The following is a 17,369-nucleotide window of genomic DNA, read 5'->3' on the forward strand; positions in this document are numbered from 1 at the left end:
CCGGGTCCTCTCTCTCGCCGGGCCGGTCATGCCCAGGCCGCCGCGGAGACGAAGGAGCTGTCCTGGCGGAACAGGTCGGTGCCGGCCGTCAGGTCCACGCGGAGCTGGTAGTTGTAGTGGCGCAGGTAGTGGCCCGGGTAGTTGTACGACTCCAGGCGGACGGAGCCGGTCGACGCGCCGGTCCTGGCGATGAACGTGGCGTCCCTGGCGAACGTCGACGTGCCGTCGTTCGCGTCGAAGCGGGCGCGGAAGTCCCAGTGCCGCAGGTAGTTGCCGGCCGCGTCGCGGAAGGAGTAGCCGTTCGCGTCGGCGAGGCCCGCCACGATCGTGAAGGTGGCTGCCTGCTTCTCCGCGGTGGTGCTTGAGCCGGTCACCACGGGCAGGTTGAGCAGGGCGGACTGCTCCTGCCAGTAGCGGGTGGTGTAGTTGCCCGACCGGAGGGAGCGGCTGACGGCGGTCGGCAGGGTCACGCCACCGGCGACCGTCTCCCTGAGGACGGTGAAGTGCCGGGCGGTGCCGGAGACGACCGGCAGCTTCCTCGGGGCGCTCCAGGTGGCGAACGTGTCGTAGCTGTCACTGAAGTAGTAACTGCCGTCGCCGTAGCCGTCGAAGAAGATCCGCCAGCCGCCGTTGTCGAGCTGGACCAGGGCGGCGCCCTCACGGGTACCGCCCCAGCCGGCCCAGTCGCCGGTCCTGCGGATGGTGTACGTGCCGGTGAGACTGGAGGCGGTGGCGTACTCGATGTACTTGGTCGTCTCGTTCTTCGTGAACGCGTGATAGGTCGAACCGAGCTTCACGATGAACGTGTCGATGTGGTTGGCGCCGATACCGGCCAGCGCGACGGGCGAACTCCACGAGGTGAGCGCCGAGTTGGTCGCCCGCAGCAGATACGGCGTGAAGTTCCACTCGTTGCTGGTGATCGAGCAGGACACGATGACGTTCACGCTGCCGTCGCTGTCGACGAACCACTCGGGCGCCCACGCGCGGGAGAGGTTGGCGACGGGGACCGGGTAGTCGTACAGGAAGGTCCAGTTGAGCCGGTCGGAGCTGCGGGCGAAGCCGATGGTGGTGCTGGTGTCCTGCCAGGTGTGCGTGGTGTAGGTGACGTAGTAGTAGCCGTCGGTGTGCCGGAAGACGCTGGCGTCCCGGATCCGGTTGCTGGGCGGGGTGTACGCGGATGCCTTGAGGAGTCTGAAGTCGGTCGCGTCGTCGGACTCGTAGACGTTGACGGTGCCGTCGTTGCTGTTGAGGAACGGCACGATGGTGTAGCGGGTGGCGTAGCCCCGGGCGGGGGCCGCCGCGGCGGCGGTGCCGAGCGTTCCGGGCAGGGCGCCGAGGACCAGTGCGGTGGCGGGCAGGGCGGCCATGGCCCGCAACAGGCTCCGCCGGGACGGCGGGACGGGCTGCGCGGGCGTGTCTGAAGTGATCATGTGCGGCTCCTTCACGATGATCTCCGCATGCCGGAGTGCCGGAGCGGTGGTGTCCCGTCACTCACTCCGACTGTTCGAAATACCGAATGCTGTGCGACATGCTGTGCGAGGCATTACGGTAAGGGCTTGCTGCTGATGTGAACAGGGCCCGCGGGGGCGGAAGTTGGCCGTGTTCACCTGCGGTGTCGGCAGCCATGGCGCGACGGGCGCCGCCGGCCCTGCCTAGGCTGGTCCGCGTGACGCAGAAGAGCAGCAGACCACTCGCCGTGTTCGACCTCGACGGCACCCTCGCGGACTCGGCGCACCGGCAGCGGTTCCTGGAGCGCAGGCCGCGGGACTGGGACGCGTTCTTCGCGGCCGCGCCGCGGGACCCGCCGCTCACCGAGGGAGTCGCGCTGGTGCTGGAGAGCGCGGCGGAGTGCGAGGTGGTCTACCTCACCGGGCGGCCCGAGCGCTGCCGCCGCGACACGCTCGGCTGGCTGGCCGCACAGGGCCTCCCCGAGGGCCGCCTCTGGATGCGCCGTGACGACGACCGCAGACCGGCCCGCCGCACCAAGCTGGAGATCCTCCGCCGGCTCGCCCGCGACCACGAGATCCGCGTCCTCGTGGACGACGACGAACTCGTCTGCGAGGACGCGGAACGGGCGGGCTTCAGGGTCGTACGGGCACGGTGGACCGGCGCGTCGGCGGCGCTGCGGGACGCGCAGGAGCGGGAGGGGCGGACCTGAGGTGTCCGCCGGCTCCCGGACCGGAGGGCCTGCCCTGGTGGCCGGCGGGTTCCTGGACCGGCGTTTTCCAGGAGTGTCAGAGGGCGGCGTCCTGCCGCAGGGCTTTCCCCCTGGCAGCCGAGGGGCGCCCTTTGTGGCCAAGGGGCCGAGGGACGCACGCCCTGTGTGGTCAAGGGCGCGCGGTCACTCTCCGATGCGTGGGGCGCGCCTCGCTGGTCCCACCCGGTGGCCGGGGCGCGTCGGTCAGTCGCCGTCCTCCAGGCGGAAGCCGACCTTGAGGCCGACCTGGTAGTGCTCCACCTGGCCGTTCGCGATCTGGCCCCTGACCTGGGTGACCTCGAACCAGTCCAGGTTGCGCAGGGTCTGCGAGGCGCGGGCGACGCCGTTGCGAATGGCCTGGTCGATGCCCTCGTGGGAGGTGCCGACGATCTCGGTGACCCGGTACGTGTGGTCGGACATGCGGGTGCTCCTCTCGGCCGTGGCGGGTGTGCCACGCGTCATTCCACGGTGCCCCACGGCGCGGCGGACCGCGAGGTGTGGGAGCGCACCGTGGATGACACGGGCGCCCGCCGCTATCCGGCGGTGCTCAGCGACAGTGCGAAACGGCCCTCCTCGTCCGTCCACCAGTGGGCCAACTCGAAGCCCGCGGCGGCCAGTTCGCCGCGTACGCCCTCCTGGCGGAACTTCGCCGAGATCTCGGTGCGCAGTTCCTCGCCGTCCGCGAAGTCGACGGTGAGGTCCAGGGAGGGGAGCTTCACGGTCTGCTCGGCGCGCGACCGCAGCCGCATCTCGATCCACTCGTTCTCGGCGTCCCAGAGGGCGACGTGGTCGAAGGCGTCGGGATCGAAGTCGGCGCCGAGTTCGCGGTTGACGACGTTCAGCACGTTCTTGTTGAACGCGGCGGTCACCCCGGCCGCGTCGTCGTACGCCGCGACGAGCACCGACTCGTCCTTGACCAGGTCCGTGCCGAGCAGCAGCGCGTCCCCGGGTGACAGCAGGGTTCGTACGGAGGCCAGGAACGCCGCGCGTTCGGCGGGCAGCAGGTTGCCGATCGTGCCGCCGAGGAACGCGACGAGCCGCGGTCCCGGGGTGCCGGGGAGCGCGAGACCGCCGGTGAAGTCGGCGATCAGCGCGTGCACGCTGAGATCCGGGTGCTCGGCGATCAGGGCGTGCCCGGCCTGGGTGAGGGCGGACTCGCTGACGTCGACGGGCACGTACGTGTGCAGGCCGGGCAGCGCGTCGAGCAGGTGGCGCGTCTTCTCCGACGATCCGGAACCCAGCTCGACGAGGGTGCGCGCGCCGGTGGCCCCGGCGATCTCGGCGGCCCGGGCGATCAGGATCTCGCGCTCCGCCCTGGTGGGGTAGTACTCGGGCAGCTCGGTGATCTTCTCGAAGAGCTCGCTGCCGTGCGCGTCGTAGAACCACTTCGGCGGCAGGGTCTTCGGGGTGTGGGTCAGACCGTGCAGCACGTCGGCGCGCAGGGCGGCCTCCGTGGCGTCCTCGGCCAGGGTGCGGGTGAGAAGGAACGGACTCACGTGCGGAGCTCCTTCGGAGGTGCGGATGCAGGCTGGTCGTGCGGGTCCTTCAGCGGGCTGAGCAGGACGTCCTCGCGGGTCGCGGAGAGCAGCGTGCGATCCGGCACCTCCCGCCAGTGGGGGTTCTCGTCGTACGGCTCGGAGGCCACCACCGTGCCCCGGCCGGGCTCGGTGAGGTACCAGAGGGTGTCGCCCCACGCCGTCGCGGTGATCGAGTCGCCGTTGGTGAGGAGCAGGTTGAGCCGGGACCCGGGCGCGGCCTCGGCCACCTCGACGACCGTGTCGGCCAGCGCCTGGCTCTCGTCGTCGCCCTCGCGCAGCCGTTGCAGGAGCAGTGCCCAGACCAGCGCCGAGTCGGAGCGCGACTCCAGCGACAGCAGTTCCACGACGGGCAGGCTAGGGACCAGGGGGGCCAGGGACCGCGGCCACCCGAGCACGGCGCCGTTGTGGCTGAAGAGCCAGGGGCCCGCGGCGAACGGCGCCGCCGCGGCCTCCCCGTCGGCGCCCGCGACGGTCGCGTCCCGGACCGCCGCGAGCAACGAGGTGGTTCTGACGACACGGGCCAGGTCGGCGAACGACTGGTCGCCCCAGATGGGTCCGCTACGGCGGTAGCGGGCCGGCACCGGGTCGCCCTCCGCGTACCAACCCACCCCGAAACCATCGGCGTTGACCGTGCCGTGCCGCTGGCGGCGGGGCGCCCAGGACTGCCGGAACAGACTGTGCGCCGGTTCCACGAGCAGGCTGCCCATCGCCTCCGAGGGGCCCAGGTAGGCCAGATGACGGCACATCAGGCGTCCCCCGAACGGGCCGTGCGGAATCCGGAGAAGATCTGCCGCCGGATCGGGTAGTCCCAGTTGCGGAACGTCCCCCGGCAGGCCACCGCGTCCACCGCGAACGAACCACCGCGCAGGATCTTGTGCTCGGGGCCGAAGAACACCTCCGAGTACTCCTTGTACGGGAAGGCCGCGAACCCGGGATAGGGCGACAGCTCGCTCGACGTCCACTCCCACACGTCGCCGATCAACTGCCGTACGCCGAACGGTGATTCACCGGCCGGGTAGCTGCCGGCCGGGGCCGGGCGCAGGTGGCGCTGGCCCAGGTTGGCGTGCTCGGGGCCCGGGTCGGCGTCGCCCCAGGGGTAGCGCCTGGAGCGGCCGGACTCCGGGTCGTGGCGGGCCGCCTTCTCCCACTCGACCTCGGTGGGCAGCCGCCGCCCCGCCCAGCGGGCGTACGCGTCGGCCTCGTACCAGCTGGCGTGCAGCACCGGTTCGTCGGCCGGCACGATCTCGGTGACGCCGAAGCGGCGGCGCAGCCACTGCCCGGCTTCACGGCGCCAGAACAGCGGCGCCTCGATGCCGTGCTTCCGGATGTGGTCCCAGCCCTCCGGGGCCCACCAACGGGCGTTGCCGTAACCGCCGTCGGCGATGAATTCCTGATAGGCGCCGTTGGTCACCGGTGTCGTGTCGATGAAGAACGACGGGACGTCCCGCTGGTGCGCGGGCCTCTCGTTGTCCAGCGCCCACGGCTCGGTGGACGTGCCCATGGTGAACGGGCCGCCCGGGACGAGGACTTCGGCGGGGCCGGTGAACCGCGGCACGGGCGCCGGGTCCGGCGCCGTCAGGGCCGCGGGTCCCCTGCGGAGCTGATGGGTGATCAGCATCGTCTCGTCGTGCTGCTGTTCGTGCTGCGCGATCATCCCGAAGGCGAAGCCCGCCTCGGTCAGCCGGTCGGAGCCGAACGCGGTGCTCTCCAGGATGTCCAGCGCCCGCCCGCGCACCTCGGCGGCGTACTGGCGGGCCTCACCCGGCGGAAGCAGCGGGAGCGAGGGCCGCTCGGCGCGCGGATGCTCGAACGCGTCGTAGAGGCCGTCGATCTCGGGCCGCATCGCCGCACGCCCCGCGACCGCCCGCAGCAGCCACAGTTCCTCCTGGTTGCCGATGTGCGCCAGGTCCCAGACCAGTGGGGACATCAGCGGTGAGTGCTGGGCGGTGAGGTCCGGCTCCTCGACGCACGAGGTGAGGAGCGCGGTGCGGGCACGGGCCGTGGTCAGCGCGTCGAGGGCGCGCTCCCTGAGCGACTCCGGGTCCGTGGGTGGCGCGGATTCCGTGACGGATTCGGGGGCGGTCATGAGCCGGTGTCCTTCCCGTGGAACTGACCGTTGAGCCGGCCGTGGGCCTGATCGCGGAGCTGATCCTCCGACCGGCCCTGGAGTTGGGTGAGCAGATCGTCGGCGGGGCAGCGGCCCCGGGCCACGAAGCGGTCGATGTACTCCGCGACGGCGTCGCGGACCTCGGTGGTGGCGCCGAGCCGGGGCAGCGCCTCGGCCGCCGCGTCGAAACAGATGACGGCCGCCTCGTGCAGCTCGGGGTCGTCCAGGCCGTGCTGCGCGGCGGCCCGCCACAGCGGATTGCGTGGTGCGGGCCGCGAACCCGCGCGCTCCGCGAGGGGCTTGACGGTCCGGTAGGCGACCTCGGCCGCCTCCGCGTCGTCGAACAGGGCCGCCGTGACGGCGAGCGGGACGATCCATCCGTCGTCGCCCGGCTGCGCGTCGATCATGCGGAGCTCCAGGTGGCCGCGTGGGCGCACCGGCGGGAACAGGGTCGTCAGGTGGTAGTCGAGGTCGGTGCGGTCGGGCGGGTTGTCGGAGCGCGTCCACGCCCGGAAACTCAGACCCTCCGGCACGTCCCACGGCCCGCTGGGCGCCCGTACGCACATCACCGGCGCGTCCAGCACCCGCCGGGCCCAGGCGGCGCGGGGCTCGGTCCCGAGGTCGGGCGCGTTGGACCGTCCCGGGTCCATGGCGGTCCACAGGGACTGCCGGGTGGAGCGCCAGCCGGTGTGCTGACCCTTGGCCATGGGCGAGTGCGCGAACGCGGCCACCAGGACCGCGCCCAGTTGGTGTGCCATCCACCAGCGGCGCCCGTGCCCGAGCGGGCCCGGCTCCTCGTAACCGGCGTCCAGGCAGACCTGGACGGAGGCGGAGGTGCACATCATGGCGCGGCCCTCGGGACCCGCGCGGTCGAGGCAGCGCTCCATGGCGTCGTAGCGCGGCTCATGGAGGAACCGGGTCGGGGGGTTCCAGGGGTCCTGGCCGTAGCCGCTGAGGCCGAGACCCGCCTCGCGCAGTACCGCGCGTACGGCATCGAGGTCGGCCGACACGGTCCCGATGCACTCCATCAGGGAGGTGGCGGGGAGGGAGCTGAGCTCCAGCTGTCCGCCGGGTTCGACCGTGAGCGCCGAACGCAGGGGCAGGTCGCGCAGTGCGGCGTAGGCCGCTTCCAGTCGTTCCGGTGTCACCGGGAGCCGCGGTCGCCGCAGCTCGTGGACGAGCCATTCCACTTCTACGCCGAGATAACGGGGCGGGCCGGTCTTGAAGCAGATGCCTCGGACCAGCGCCTCCACCTCGGCCTCGGTGACGGCGGAGCGGTGCTCCGTACAGTCACTCACCGAATCGGACATGTCAGGATCCTCCTGAGATCTCACCATGCCGCCGGCCCGGGCTTCTGTTGGGCCGGACCGGTCGTGCTCGTCCTACCCAAGACCACGTACACCTGTTCGCACAAGGGTGCAAAACGTCGGCTTCCGGACCGGGAAACACCTTTTGCAAGCCCTGGAAACTCTGTTGCGTCGCAGGACCAGCATCGCTCACGATGCGTTCACGGGCACGACGGGGGAGACCGCGGGGGTGCGCCCAGGGCGTGTACGGGGGTGACGCCCTGGGCGCGGGTCCGCCCGGATCAGCCGCAGCGGATACTGCCGGTGTCGAGCCGGTAGGTCACACCGCCCCGGACCAGCGAGCCGCTCACGCGGATGCACTGGCCGGTGGAGTCGTACCAGGTGGAGAGCGGCCCGGCGTAGTAGTGGTAGTTCTGCGGGTGCTCCTGCGGCGGGTCGGCCGAGTAGTCGCCGCCCTCGTCGAAGAGGTAGAGCTTGATGTTCGACGCCAGGCCGTCGTAGGGGCTGGACCAGAACTTCACGCAGTTGTGCTTGGTGGAGTTGTTCCAGTAGGTGCGCGCGTAGCCGCCCCCGCTCTGCCCCGAAGGGCTCTTGGCCCAGTACGTCTTGTTGTCCCAGGTACCGCTGCACTCGTCGGCCGCGGGAGCGGCGGCTGCCTCGCCCGGTGCCGCGTACGCGGTGGGGGCTGCGACCAGGCCGGCCATCAGCGCCATGACGCCGAGGCCCAGCAGCTGTGTTCTCCTCAAACGCTTCATTCGCGACTCCTGCGGTGAGATGCCACCAAACGGCCCAGGGAGGGCCGCACGTGACATGCTCCGCTCACGCGGACGCCCACCTCCGGCATTTCACGAAATCTCCGCTGGATCACGACACCGGACCGTCCCGGACAGCGGCACGTCCACGGCCCTCGGGCCCGTGACCGCCGTCCCCGGTCGCCCCCGTTGCGGCCGTATTGCAGGTGTGTGGCGGAGCGGGCGAGATGGTTCCGCGTGCCGTCCGCCCGTGCCTACGGTGCGGGAGCACATCACTGCGGAAGGCGAGATCCACCATGTCGGTGACCGACGAACTGCTCGCGAACAACGCCCGCTACGCCGCCACTTTCCAGGGCCCTCTCCCACTGCCGCCCTCCCGGCAGGTGGCCGTCGTGGCCTGCATGGACGCGCGCCTGAACGTCTACGGAATCCTCGGACTCGGCGAAGGCGAGGCGCACGTCATCCGCAACGCGGGCGGCGCCGTCACGGACGACGAGATCCGTTCGCTCGCCATCAGCCAGCGCCTGCTGGGAACGCGGGAGATCGTTCTCATCCACCACACCGACTGCGGCATGCTCACGTTCACCGACGCCGACTTCAAGCAGCAGCTGGAGAAGGAGACGGGACTGCGCCCGGCCTGGTCGGTGGAGGCCTTCTCGGACCTCGACCAGGACGTCCGCCAGTCCGTCAGGCGGATCACCAGCAGCCCCTTCGTACCGCACACCGACTCCGTGCGCGGGTTCGTCTTCGACGTCGCGACGGGCGAACTCCGCGAGGTCGCCCCCGCGGCGTGAGCGAAGTCCGGCCCTCGCCGGGCTTCCCGCCCGCGCTCCGCCTGCCCATGAACCCCGGGCAGGCAGGCCCGGAGGACCCGCCGGTGCCGATCCCGCCCGCCCGTCACCGGGACGTGGTCCCGCGTCACCCGGACGCGCTCAGCGCACCCGCACCGCTGCCGCTCCCGCCAGTGACCCGGACGCGCTCAGCGCCACCCGTACCGCTCCCGCAGCCGGTGCACCACGGAGTTGAACCGCATCCGGTCCAGCGCGCACGCCTCGCGCCGCATGCCGTTCTCGTGCAGTCGCAGCACACGGTCCACCGCCACCCACGAGTCCCGGCCGGTGCGGTCCCACGGCCCGCTGCCGATCGGCACCCACTCCCGGTCGCCGTCGTGCCGCTTGCTCGACAACCGCACGGCGAGGAAGGTCCCCGCGGCCTCCCGGGCGACGACCAGCACCGGGCGGTCCTTGCCCCGGCCGTCGTTCTCCTCGAAGGGCACCCACGTCCAGACGATCTCGCCGGGGTCGGGGTCACCGTCGTGCGCGGGGGAGTACTCGGTCCGCACCCGGCCCACCTCGCGGGGCTCGGCCTCCGTGGTCGCGGTGGGGCCATAGCGGCCCGGGACGTCTTCTTCGGTTGAGGCAGTCACGGGGGTCACGTTACTTCGGGGGCACGGAGACCAACTCCCGTACCCCCGAAGCTCAACGCCTCACGCCTTGTCCTGCTCCACCGGCACCCGTTCCGAGCGCGGCGGCACCACTCCGTTCACCCCCGCTGCCCCGCCGTCGGTGCCGTTCTGGTTCATCGACGCGAGCAACTGCCGTGCCAGACCCAGCCCCGTACCGCCCATCGTGAGCGCCTTGGCGAACATGTCCGACATCCCGTCCGCGCCGTTGAGCAGCACCATGTGCTCGACGTTGCCGAACGCGCTCGCGCCCGCCCGGACGATCTCCGGCCAGTTCTCGGCGAGCTGCTGCGCGACCACCGCCTCCTGGTTCTCGGCCAGGGCGGCGGCCCGCGCCTTGATGGCCTCGGCCTCCGCGAGACCCTGGGCGCGCGTCGCCTCGGCGGCGGCGAGCCCCTTGGCCTGGGCGGAGGCCGCCTCGGCCTCACCGGTGGCGCGCGTCGCCGTCGCGGCGGCGGCGCCCCGCGCCTCGGTCGCCTCGGCCTCGGCCGCCGCGGCCGCCTTCACCCGGGTCGCCTCGGCCGCCGCCGCCAGCTCCGTCTCCCGCGCCTTGGCCTGCGCGGCGGAGATCCGCGCGTCACGGTCGGCCTCGGCCTTGGCCCGCGTCTCGTACGCCTTCGCGTCCGCCGGCTTGCGGACGTCCACCTGGAGCTGCTGCTCCCGGCGCTGCGCCTCCAGTTCGGCGATCCGTGTCTGCTGGACGACGACGTCCTGCCGGGCGGCGGCGTCGGCGAGCGGTCCGGCCTGCTGGGCCTTGGCCGACGCCTTGTCGCGCTCGGCCTGGTAGCCGGCCTGGAGGATCTCGCTGTCCCGGGTCGCCTCCGACATCCGGGCCGCGGCCTTCTGCTCGGCCTCGGTGGCCAGCCGGTTCGCCTCGGCCTGCGCGATCCGCGCGTCCCGCTGTACGGCGGCGGCGTGCGGCATGGCGAGGTTCTTGATGTACCCGGTCGGATCCTCGATCTCGTGGATCTGCAGCGAGTCGACGATCAGGCCCAGCTTCTCCATCTCCGTCCCGCAGGCGGCCCGCGTCTGCCCGGTCAGTTTCTCCCGGTCGCGGATCATGTCCTCGACGGTCAACCCGCCGACGATGGACCGCAGATGACCCGCGAACACGTTGTGCACCCGCTCCGACATCAGCTTCTGCTGGTCGAGGAAGCGGCGGCCCGCGTTGGCGATCGACACGAAGTCGTCGCCCACCTTGAAGATGACCACGCCCCGCACCTTGAGCGGAATGCCCTGGTGGGTCACGCAGTCCACGGACAGTTCGGTCTCGTTGAGATCGAGCGAGAGTTTGCGCACCGCCTGCACGCCCGGCATCACCAGCGTGCCGCGCCCCGTCACGATGCGGAACCCCATGCCTTCCTCAAGGCCTTCGGTCCGGTGCTTCGAACCGGAGATGATCAGCGCTTCGTTGGGCTCCGCGACCCGCCACATCAGCTTGAAAACCACCACGATGAAGATCAGCGCGAGGACAACCGCCCCCGCCACGACGCCGACGACCATCGGCATACGCCCCCTTTTGATGGTGCCCTTACGGCACCGAACGAAGGGGAGTGTGCTCCTGCGCGAGGCCGGGGTGCAGAAGCTGGCAGATCCTTGTTGCAATCTTGACGAATACGGCTCTCACCTGGGACGAGAGGCGCACACACGAGCTCTCGACATGTCAGCCGTCGTATGCGGCGGACACGTACACGGTCCGCGGCGGCAGGTACTCCACCACCATCACCACCGTGCCCGGCTCGATGCGGTCCTTCCCGGTCGCGGCATACGCCAGGAAGTGCTCGGCGCCCCCGCGCACCTTGACGATCACCTCGCCGACGAGCCCGGGTCCGACCGTGCCGGTGACCCGCCCCATCAACCCGACCATCGACGCATCGTCCATGGCGACAGGGTACGGCCGGACGTCGCTGGTCACAGCGGACCGGACCAACTCCTTCACGCGGCAGGGGAGTCCGCCGCGTCGTGCAGCGGCGGCCACCGTTCCTGCCACCGCTGGTCCGCCTCCAACTGGGCGGCCAGCGACACGAGCAGCGGCTCACTGCCGGCAGGGCCGAGCAACTGCGCCCCGACGGGCAGACCGTCGCCCACGAAGCCCGCGGGTACGTTGACGCCGGGCCAGCCCAGCACGTTCCACGGCCACGCGTACGGGCACGCGGCGATCATCGCGCGGTCGGTGCCCAGCCCTTTCAGGTTCACCATCGAGCCGACACGCGGCGGGGGAGCGGCGGTCGTCGGCGCGAGCAGTACGTCGTACGACGCGAAGAGCGCGCCGACACGCCGGTGCAGGGCGGCCTCGGCGCGGCGGGCCAGCCGCAGGGGGGTGCCGTCCAGGAGCCGTCCCAGGCGGGCGGCGTCGAGGGTGCGCCGGTCCAGTAGCTCGGGCCGCGGCGCCTCGCGTACCCGTTCGGCGAGGCCGACGGTGGCGCGGGGAACGAACGACAGCCCGATCCGCCCGTACCTCGGCTCGGCCTCCTCCACCACGTGCCCGAGGGCCGTCAGCCGTTCCGCCAGCGCGAGGACCCGCTCGCGTACGGCGGGATCCAGCCGCGCGGGCAGCGCGGTGAACGGCGGCTTCAGGGACAGCGCGACGCGCAGCCGGCCCGGGTCACGGCCCACCGCGTCCGACACGCGCAGCGCGGGCGGCCGGTGCAGGTCACCGTCGTGCTGACCGCTCGCCGCGTCCAGCAGGAGGGCCGCGTCGGCCACCGTACGGGCGAGCGTGCCGTTGACCGTGATGCCCTGGAACGACTCCGGGCGCGGCCAGGTCGAGATCCGGCCACGCTGCGGTTTGATCCCGACCAGATGGGTCCAGGCGGCCGGGATGCGGACCGAGCCCGCGCCGTCCGAGCCCAGCGCGGCGGGGACGAGACCCGCCGCGACGGCCGCCGCGGAGCCGCCGGAGGAACCGCCGGGCGTGTGGCCGGTGTGCCAGGGGTTACGGGTGGCGCCGAACGCGGGCCCCTCCGTGAAGGGCCACTGCCCGAGTTCGCAGGTGTTGGTCTTGCCGATGACTATCGCGCCGGCCGCGCGCAGCCGGCGTACGGCCTCCCCGTCCGCCGCGCTGGCCGGGAAGTCGCCCGGACAGCCGAACGCGGTCGGTTCGCCCGCCACGTCCATGTCGTCCTTCACCGCCACCGGCACCCCGAGCAGCGGCCGTCGCACCCCCGCGGCCAGCTCCTCGTCCGCCACGTCGGCCTCGGCGAGCGCCGCCTCGGCGCGCACCAGGCGGAAGGCGTTCAGGGACGGCTGGGTCGCCTCGATCCGGGCCAGCGCCCGCTCGACCGTCTCGCGCGCGGTCACCGTGCCGTCGGCGAGGGCCCGGGCGCACTCCGCGAGACCCGGGGCGCGGTCCGGAACCATGGCGGGAGCCAACGCGGGACACCTCCGAAGGACGTCGTCCACCGCACGGTAGCCGCCGGGCCGGTCATCCGGTACGGGATGGTGAACTCCCTTTACGGAAGCGGGAGTTCCAGACGGTGTGAGCCGCCATGACCGCCCCGGCGCAAAGCGGCGCGCCGTGCTTCTGCAAGGATGCGTCACGTCATGGTGCAGATACCGAAGCAGTCCGCCTTGTCATCGCCCGCACAACGACCCGTGCCGACGAGTGCGGATGTGGCGCGCCTGGCGGGCGTCTCCCGCGCGACCGTCTCGTACGTCCTGAACAACACCAGCGCCGTCCGGATCAGCGAGCCCACCCGGCGCCGTGTCCACGAGGCGGCCAAGGAGCTCGGGTACGTCCCGCACGCCGCCGCCCGCAGCCTGCGCGCCGGCCACAGCCGCATGGTCCTGATGCCCGCTCCGTCCGTACCGGTCGGTCCGCTCTACGGCCAGTTCCTCAGCGAGTTCCAGTGGGCCCTGGGACGCCTCGACTACACCGTCGTGCAGCACGGCAGCACCGGGCTGCACGGTGACGAGGCGGCCCGGGCCTGGGCGGAGCTGCGGCCGGTGGCCGTACTCGTGCCCGGCAGCAGGCTCGGCCCGGAGGGCGTGGCCGTCCTCAAGCGCTCCGGCGCCCGCGCCGTCGTCACGATGGGCCCCGAGCGCATCGAGGGCGCCCACGCGCTGCTCATGGACCACGAACGGGTCGGCCACTGCGCCGGCGCCCACCTGGTGGCCCGTGGCCGCCGCCGTATCGGCGTAGTGGTGCCCCGCGAATCCGGGCTGGACATCTTCTCCGGACCCCGCCTGGAAGGCGTACGGCGCGCCCTGCACGGCACCGCCGCGACCGTGACCGAGCTGCCGCTCGCGTACGAGGAGCAGGCCGCCGCCCTCCTCGCGGCCCGCTGGCGCTCCCTCGATCTCGACGCGGTGTTCGCGTACAACGACGAGTACGCGATGCTGCTGACCCGCGCCCTCCAGGACGAGGGCATCGCCGTCCCGGACGAGACGGCCGTCATCGGCGCCGACGACCTGATGCTCGGACGGCTGCTGCGGCCCCGGCTGAGCACCGTGCACATCGAGCTGCCGTCCGGACGCGACCTCGCCGAGCTGGTGGACCGCGTGGTCCGCGAGCCCGGTCTCGTACCCGAGACGCACGAGGTGCTGGGCGCGAGGGTTGTGCACCGCGAGTCGAGCTGAGAGAGGCTGGAGACTGTTCCCCGGCTGGATCGGACACGGAGGCACGTCATGCGGACCACGGTCGGCATCATCGGCGGCGGACCCGCCGGGCTGCTGCTGGCCCGGATGCTGCACCTGGCGGGCGTCGACTGTGTCGTCCTGGAGAGCAGGACGCGGGAGTACGCCGAACGGCGCCAGCGCGCCGGAATGCTGGAGCAGGGCACCGTCGACGCGCTGCGCGAGTGCGGTGCGGCCGGCCGGCTGGACGCCGAGGGCCTGATCCACCAGGGAATCGAGCTGCGCTTCGACCGCGAACGCCACCACCTCGACTTCCCCGCCCTCACCGGTGGCCGCACCGTGACGATCTACGCCCAGACGGAAATCGTGAAGGACCTCATCGCCCTTCAACTCGCCGACGGGTCACCGCTGTTGTTCGGCGCCGAGGCGATCGCCGTGGAGAACCCGGACAGCGCGGCGCCCCTCGTGCGGTTCGTGCGCGAGGGGCGTGAGGAGACCCTGGAGTGCGACTACGTGGTGGGCTGCGACGGCTCGCACGGCATCGCGCGCCAGGCGTTCCCGGCCGGCAAGAGCCGCACCTTCGAGCACGACTATCCCTACTCCTGGCTGGGGATCCTCGCCGAGGTGCCGCCCTCCTGCGAGGAGTTGATCTACGCGCGCGGTGACGGGGGCTTCGCGCTGCACAGCATGCGATCACCGTCGGTCTCGCGGCTGTACCTCCAGGTCCCGAACGACACCGACATCCAGGACTGGCCCGACGAACGGGTCTGGGACGAGCTCGCCGCGCGGTTCGCGATCGACGGCGACTGGCGGCTGGAGCGTGGCCCCATCACGTCCAAGTCCGTTTCCTCGATGCGCAGTTCCGTCCACGAGCCGATGCGCCACGGCCGGCTCTTCCTCGCCGGGGACGCCGCTCACATCGTGCCGCCGACCGGTGCCAAGGGGCTCAACCTCGCGGTGTCCGACATCCGGGTGCTGGCCCGCGGCCTCGTCGCGCTGCACGGCACGGGATCGACCGAACTCCTGGACCGCTACTCGGAGTTGAGCCTCGCGAGGGTCTGGCAGGCGACCCGCTTCTCGTACGACATGACCAGGATGCTGCACGTCCGGCCGGACGGGGATCCCTTCGACCACCAGGTGCAGCTGGCGCGGCTCCGCCGGATCGCCACCTCACCCTCCGCGGCGGCCGAACTGGCGGCGAACTACACGGGGTTACCTCTGGGCCTGTGACGCGGTCGACGCGGCACCGACGGTCCGCGAACGGCCAGAGGGCCGACGACGTGGCCGTCGAACCCCCCACCGCGGCGTCGCGAACCCGATCCGAGGTCGCGCGTGACCTACTGGCCGGCCTGCGCCTGCTGCTCGGCGACGGACTTGCGGACCTCGTCCATGTCCAGCTTGCGGGCCTGCCCGATGACGTCCTCCAGAGCGGCCTGGGGGAGCGCCCCCGGCTGGGCGAAGATCGCGACCTGGTCCCGGACGATCATCAGCGTCGGGATCGACTGGATGTCGAAGGCGGCGGCCAGTTCCGGCTGCGCCTCCGTGTCGACCTTGGCGAAAACCAGGTCCGGGTTGGCCTCGGCGGCCTTCTCGTAGACCGGGGCGAACGAACGGCACGGCCCGCACCAGGACGCCCAGAAGTCGATCAGGACGAACTCGTTGTCCTTGACCGTCTGGTCGAAGTTCTCCTTGGTGAGCTCCACGGTGCTGCTCATGCGTGTCTCCCTGTGTCTCGGGGTGTCTCGGCCTGTCTCGGGTCAGATCGAGTTCTCGCGTCGGATCGTGCCGGTTCGCACAACGCCGCATACCGGTGCCGTATTCCGCGCGCGTACCCCGTGTGGCCTCCGAGCACAACAGGAACCAGACTGACCCCATGACGGAAACGGAATCCATCGTGTACGACGTCGTGGTGCTCGGTGCCGGGCCCGTGGGGGAGAACGTCGCAGACCGCACCCGCGCGGCCGGCCTCTCCACCGCGATCGTGGAAAGCGAACTGGTCGGCGGCGAGTGTTCCTACTGGGCCTGCATGCCCAGCAAGGCTCTGCTGCGCCCGGCCCTCGCCCGCGCCGACGCCCGACGCCTGCCTGGACTGAGCCAGTACGTACAAGGCCCCCTCGACACCCCCGCGGTCCTCGCACGCCGCGACTACTTCACCTCGAACTGGAAGGACGACGGCCAGATCGGCTGGCTGGACGGCATCGGTGCCGACCTCTACCGCGGGCACGGGCGGCTCGACGGGCCGCGCACGGTCACGGTTGAGGGACCCGACGGCGGGCGGAAGGTGCTGACCGCCCGGCACGCGGTCGCCGTGTGCACCGGCACCCGCGCCCTCCTCCCCGACCTGCCGGGACTCGCCCAGGTCAAGCCCTGGACCAGCCGCGAGGCCACCAGCGCGCAGGCCGCGCCGGGCCGGCTCATCGTGGTCGGCGGCGGCGTGGTCGCCGTCGAGATGGCCACGGCCTGGCAGGCCCTCGGCTCGCAGGTCACAGTGCTGGTCCGCGGCGAGGGCCTGCTGCCCAGGATGGAGCCCTTCGCGGGCGAACTGGTGGCCGAGGGCCTGCGAGAGGCCGGCGCGGACCTGCGCACCGGCGTCTCGGTGTCCGCGGTCAGCCGCGAGGGCTCGACCGTCGTCGTCCTGACGGACACCGGGGAGCGCCTGGAGGCCGACGAGATCCTCTTCGCGACCGGCCGCGCGCCCCGCACCGACGACCTCGGCCTCGACACGGTGGGCCTGGAAGCGGGCTCCTGGATCGAGGTCGACGACAGCCTTCGGGCGGTCGGCAGCGAGTGGCTGTACGCGGTCGGCGACGTCAACCACCGCGCCCTCCTCACCCACCAGGGCAAGTACCAGGCGCGGATCGCGGGCGCCGCCATCGCCGCCCGCGCGGCGGGCGTACCTCTCCTGGAGAGCGACCCCTGGGGCGCCCACGCCGCGACCGCCGACCTGGCGGCCGTCCCCCAGGTCGTCTTCACCGACCCGGAGGCCGCCGCGGTGGGCCTCTCCCTCGCCGAGGCCGAGCGGGCGGGCCACCGGGTCCGGGCCGTGGACGTCGACATGTCCTCGGTGTCGGGCGCGGGCCTGTACGGGGACGACTACCGCGGCAAGGCGCGGATGATCGTCGACATCAACCGGGAGATCGTCCTCGGTGTCACCTTCGTCGGCCCCGGCGTGGGCGAACTGATCCACTCGGCGACCGTCGCCGTCGTCGGCGAGGTTCCCATCGGCCGCCTGTGGCACGCGGTCCCGTCCTACCCGACGGTGAGCGAGGTGTGGCTGCGGCTGCTGGAGGCGTACCGGGACGCGTAGTCCCCGGGCGGCCGGCAGGGTGCCCGGGGCGGGCCCCCTGCCGGGGTGACCGGGGGGACGCCAGCAGGCGCCCCCCTTCGGGGAGGCAGCCTCTTCGGGGAGGTGCCCCCTGGCAGATGCCCTC

At 72.0% G+C, this 17,369-nt stretch carries 16 protein-coding genes and 1 pseudogene; 5 read left to right on the forward strand and 12 right to left on the reverse strand.

Features of this window, described 5'->3' with window-relative positions; genetic code table 11:
- Positions 1-26: 26 nt before the first annotated feature.
- Complete coding sequence (locus ACIP79_RS12490) at positions 27-1,430, reverse strand: glycoside hydrolase family 43 protein (protein WP_401222449.1); 1,404 nt, start codon at positions 1,428-1,430, stop codon at positions 27-29.
- A 236-nt stretch (positions 1,431-1,666) separates the two neighbouring features.
- Here ACIP79_RS12490 and ACIP79_RS12495 point away from each other — a divergent pair, with 236 nt between their 5' ends.
- Positions 1,667-2,158 carry a hypothetical protein gene (locus ACIP79_RS12495; RefSeq protein ID WP_401222451.1) on the forward strand — a complete coding sequence of 164 codons (492 nt, stop codon included), beginning with the start codon at positions 1,667-1,669 and terminating at the stop codon, positions 2,156-2,158.
- A 243-nt stretch (positions 2,159-2,401) separates the two neighbouring features.
- On the opposite strand, the gene ACIP79_RS12500 is transcribed toward ACIP79_RS12495, so the two are convergent.
- From ACIP79_RS12500 to ACIP79_RS12525, 6 genes are all read right to left on the reverse strand, one after another.
- Positions 2,402-2,617, reverse strand: coding sequence for a dodecin (locus ACIP79_RS12500; protein WP_401222453.1), 216 nt, complete (start codon positions 2,615-2,617; stop codon positions 2,402-2,404).
- A 113-nt stretch (positions 2,618-2,730) separates the two neighbouring features.
- A complete protein-coding gene (egtD, locus tag ACIP79_RS12505) occupies positions 2,731-3,693 on the reverse strand; it encodes an L-histidine N(alpha)-methyltransferase (RefSeq protein ID WP_401222454.1) in 963 nt (320 codons plus the stop codon).
- Positions 3,690-4,481, reverse strand: a complete 792-nt coding sequence (gene egtC, locus ACIP79_RS12510; protein ID WP_387178329.1) for an ergothioneine biosynthesis protein EgtC — start codon at positions 4,479-4,481, stop codon at positions 3,690-3,692. Before egtC ends, egtD begins: the two co-directional genes overlap by 4 nt.
- On the reverse strand, positions 4,481-5,821 hold the full coding sequence (egtB, locus tag ACIP79_RS12515; RefSeq protein ID WP_401222456.1) for an ergothioneine biosynthesis protein EgtB: 1,341 nt from the start codon (positions 5,819-5,821) through the stop codon (positions 4,481-4,483). Before egtB ends, egtC begins: the two co-directional genes overlap by 1 nt.
- Positions 5,818-7,152: an ergothioneine biosynthesis glutamate--cysteine ligase EgtA gene (gene egtA / locus ACIP79_RS12520; RefSeq protein ID WP_401222457.1), complete on the reverse strand. Its 1,335-nt coding sequence runs from the start codon at positions 7,150-7,152 to the stop codon at positions 5,818-5,820. The genes egtB and egtA overlap by 4 nt, the downstream gene beginning before the upstream one ends.
- 278 nt (positions 7,153-7,430) lie before the next feature.
- Entirely contained in the window at positions 7,431-7,904 is a 474-nt protein-coding gene (locus ACIP79_RS12525) for a hypothetical protein (RefSeq protein WP_383689879.1), read from the reverse strand.
- A gap of 293 nt (positions 7,905-8,197) precedes the next feature.
- Here ACIP79_RS12525 and ACIP79_RS12530 point away from each other — a divergent pair, with 293 nt between their 5' ends.
- The gene (locus ACIP79_RS12530) at positions 8,198-8,695 is read left to right on the forward strand and encodes a beta-class carbonic anhydrase (protein WP_401222459.1); all 498 of its coding nucleotides are present in this window, start codon (positions 8,198-8,200) and stop codon (positions 8,693-8,695) included.
- A gap of 185 nt (positions 8,696-8,880) precedes the next feature.
- On the opposite strand, the gene ACIP79_RS12535 is transcribed toward ACIP79_RS12530, so the two are convergent.
- The 4 genes from ACIP79_RS12535 to ACIP79_RS12550 all read right to left on the reverse strand — a co-directional run bounded on the left by ACIP79_RS12535 (position 8,881) and on the right by ACIP79_RS12550 (position 12,723).
- A complete protein-coding gene (locus ACIP79_RS12535; RefSeq protein WP_401222461.1) occupies positions 8,881-9,327 on the reverse strand; it encodes a type II toxin-antitoxin system PemK/MazF family toxin in 447 nt (148 codons plus the stop codon).
- Positions 9,328-9,387: 60 nt separating this feature from the next.
- Positions 9,388-10,872, reverse strand: a complete 1,485-nt coding sequence (locus ACIP79_RS12540) for a flotillin family protein (RefSeq protein WP_401222463.1) — start codon at positions 10,870-10,872, stop codon at positions 9,388-9,390.
- A 154-nt stretch (positions 10,873-11,026) separates the two neighbouring features.
- Positions 11,027-11,245, reverse strand: a complete 219-nt coding sequence (locus tag ACIP79_RS12545; RefSeq protein ID WP_383688863.1) for a hypothetical protein — start codon at positions 11,243-11,245, stop codon at positions 11,027-11,029.
- Positions 11,246-11,298: 53 nt separating this feature from the next.
- Positions 11,299-12,723, reverse strand: coding sequence for an amidase (locus tag ACIP79_RS12550; protein WP_401222736.1), 1,425 nt, complete (start codon positions 12,721-12,723; stop codon positions 11,299-11,301).
- A 183-nt stretch (positions 12,724-12,906) separates the two neighbouring features.
- Here ACIP79_RS12550 and ACIP79_RS12555 point away from each other — a divergent pair, with 183 nt between their 5' ends.
- Positions 12,907-13,941 (forward strand): LacI family DNA-binding transcriptional regulator, encoded by a 1,035-nt coding sequence (locus ACIP79_RS12555; protein ID WP_401222466.1) that lies wholly within the window; start codon positions 12,907-12,909, stop codon positions 13,939-13,941.
- A 48-nt stretch (positions 13,942-13,989) separates the two neighbouring features.
- Entirely contained in the window at positions 13,990-15,168 is a 1,179-nt protein-coding gene (locus ACIP79_RS12560; RefSeq protein WP_401222468.1) for a 4-hydroxybenzoate 3-monooxygenase, read from the forward strand.
- A gap of 107 nt (positions 15,169-15,275) precedes the next feature.
- On the opposite strand, the pseudogene trxA reads toward ACIP79_RS12560, so the two are convergent.
- Positions 15,276-15,662 (reverse strand): annotated as a pseudogene (trxA, locus tag ACIP79_RS12565) (thioredoxin); the annotation flags it as partial.
- A 149-nt stretch (positions 15,663-15,811) separates the two neighbouring features.
- Between trxA and ACIP79_RS12570 the strand changes: the two are divergent.
- Positions 15,812-17,245 carry a dihydrolipoyl dehydrogenase family protein gene (locus ACIP79_RS12570; protein ID WP_401222470.1) on the forward strand — a complete coding sequence of 478 codons (1,434 nt, stop codon included), beginning with the start codon at positions 15,812-15,814 and terminating at the stop codon, positions 17,243-17,245.
- Positions 17,246-17,369: the final 124 nt, after the last annotated feature.

Origin of the sequence: Streptomyces sp. NPDC088747 (assembly GCF_044751025.1) — a bacterium.
Classification (GTDB): domain Bacteria; phylum Actinomycetota; class Actinomycetes; order Streptomycetales; family Streptomycetaceae; genus Streptomyces.

What these genes read in the sequence shown, in the direction of transcription:
- ACIP79_RS12490 (WP_401222449.1), bottom strand. Translation starts at nt 1,430, where the DNA reads ATGATCACTTCAGACACGCCCGCGCAGCCCGTCCCGCCGTCCCGGCGG.
- ACIP79_RS12500 (WP_401222453.1), bottom strand. Translation starts at nt 2,617, where the DNA reads ATGTCCGACCACACGTACCGGGTCACCGAGATCGTCGGCACCTCCCAC.
- egtC (WP_387178329.1), bottom strand. Translation starts at nt 4,481, where the DNA reads ATGTGCCGTCATCTGGCCTACCTGGGCCCCTCGGAGGCGATGGGCAGC.
- egtB (WP_401222456.1), bottom strand. Translation starts at nt 5,821, where the DNA reads ATGACCGCCCCCGAATCCGTCACGGAATCCGCGCCACCCACGGACCCG.
- egtA (WP_401222457.1), bottom strand. Translation starts at nt 7,152, where the DNA reads ATGTCCGATTCGGTGAGTGACTGTACGGAGCACCGCTCCGCCGTCACC.
- ACIP79_RS12525 (WP_383689879.1), bottom strand. Translation starts at nt 7,904, where the DNA reads ATGAAGCGTTTGAGGAGAACACAGCTGCTGGGCCTCGGCGTCATGGCG.
- ACIP79_RS12530 (WP_401222459.1), top strand. Translation starts at nt 8,198, where the DNA reads ATGTCGGTGACCGACGAACTGCTCGCGAACAACGCCCGCTACGCCGCC.
- ACIP79_RS12540 (WP_401222463.1), bottom strand. Translation starts at nt 10,872, where the DNA reads ATGCCGATGGTCGTCGGCGTCGTGGCGGGGGCGGTTGTCCTCGCGCTG.
- ACIP79_RS12545 (WP_383688863.1), bottom strand. Translation starts at nt 11,245, where the DNA reads ATGGACGATGCGTCGATGGTCGGGTTGATGGGGCGGGTCACCGGCACG.
- ACIP79_RS12550 (WP_401222736.1), bottom strand. Translation starts at nt 12,723, where the DNA reads ATGGTTCCGGACCGCGCCCCGGGTCTCGCGGAGTGCGCCCGGGCCCTC.
- ACIP79_RS12555 (WP_401222466.1), top strand. Translation starts at nt 12,907, where the DNA reads ATGGTGCAGATACCGAAGCAGTCCGCCTTGTCATCGCCCGCACAACGA.
- ACIP79_RS12560 (WP_401222468.1), top strand. Translation starts at nt 13,990, where the DNA reads ATGCGGACCACGGTCGGCATCATCGGCGGCGGACCCGCCGGGCTGCTG.
- ACIP79_RS12570 (WP_401222470.1), top strand. Translation starts at nt 15,812, where the DNA reads ATGACGGAAACGGAATCCATCGTGTACGACGTCGTGGTGCTCGGTGCC.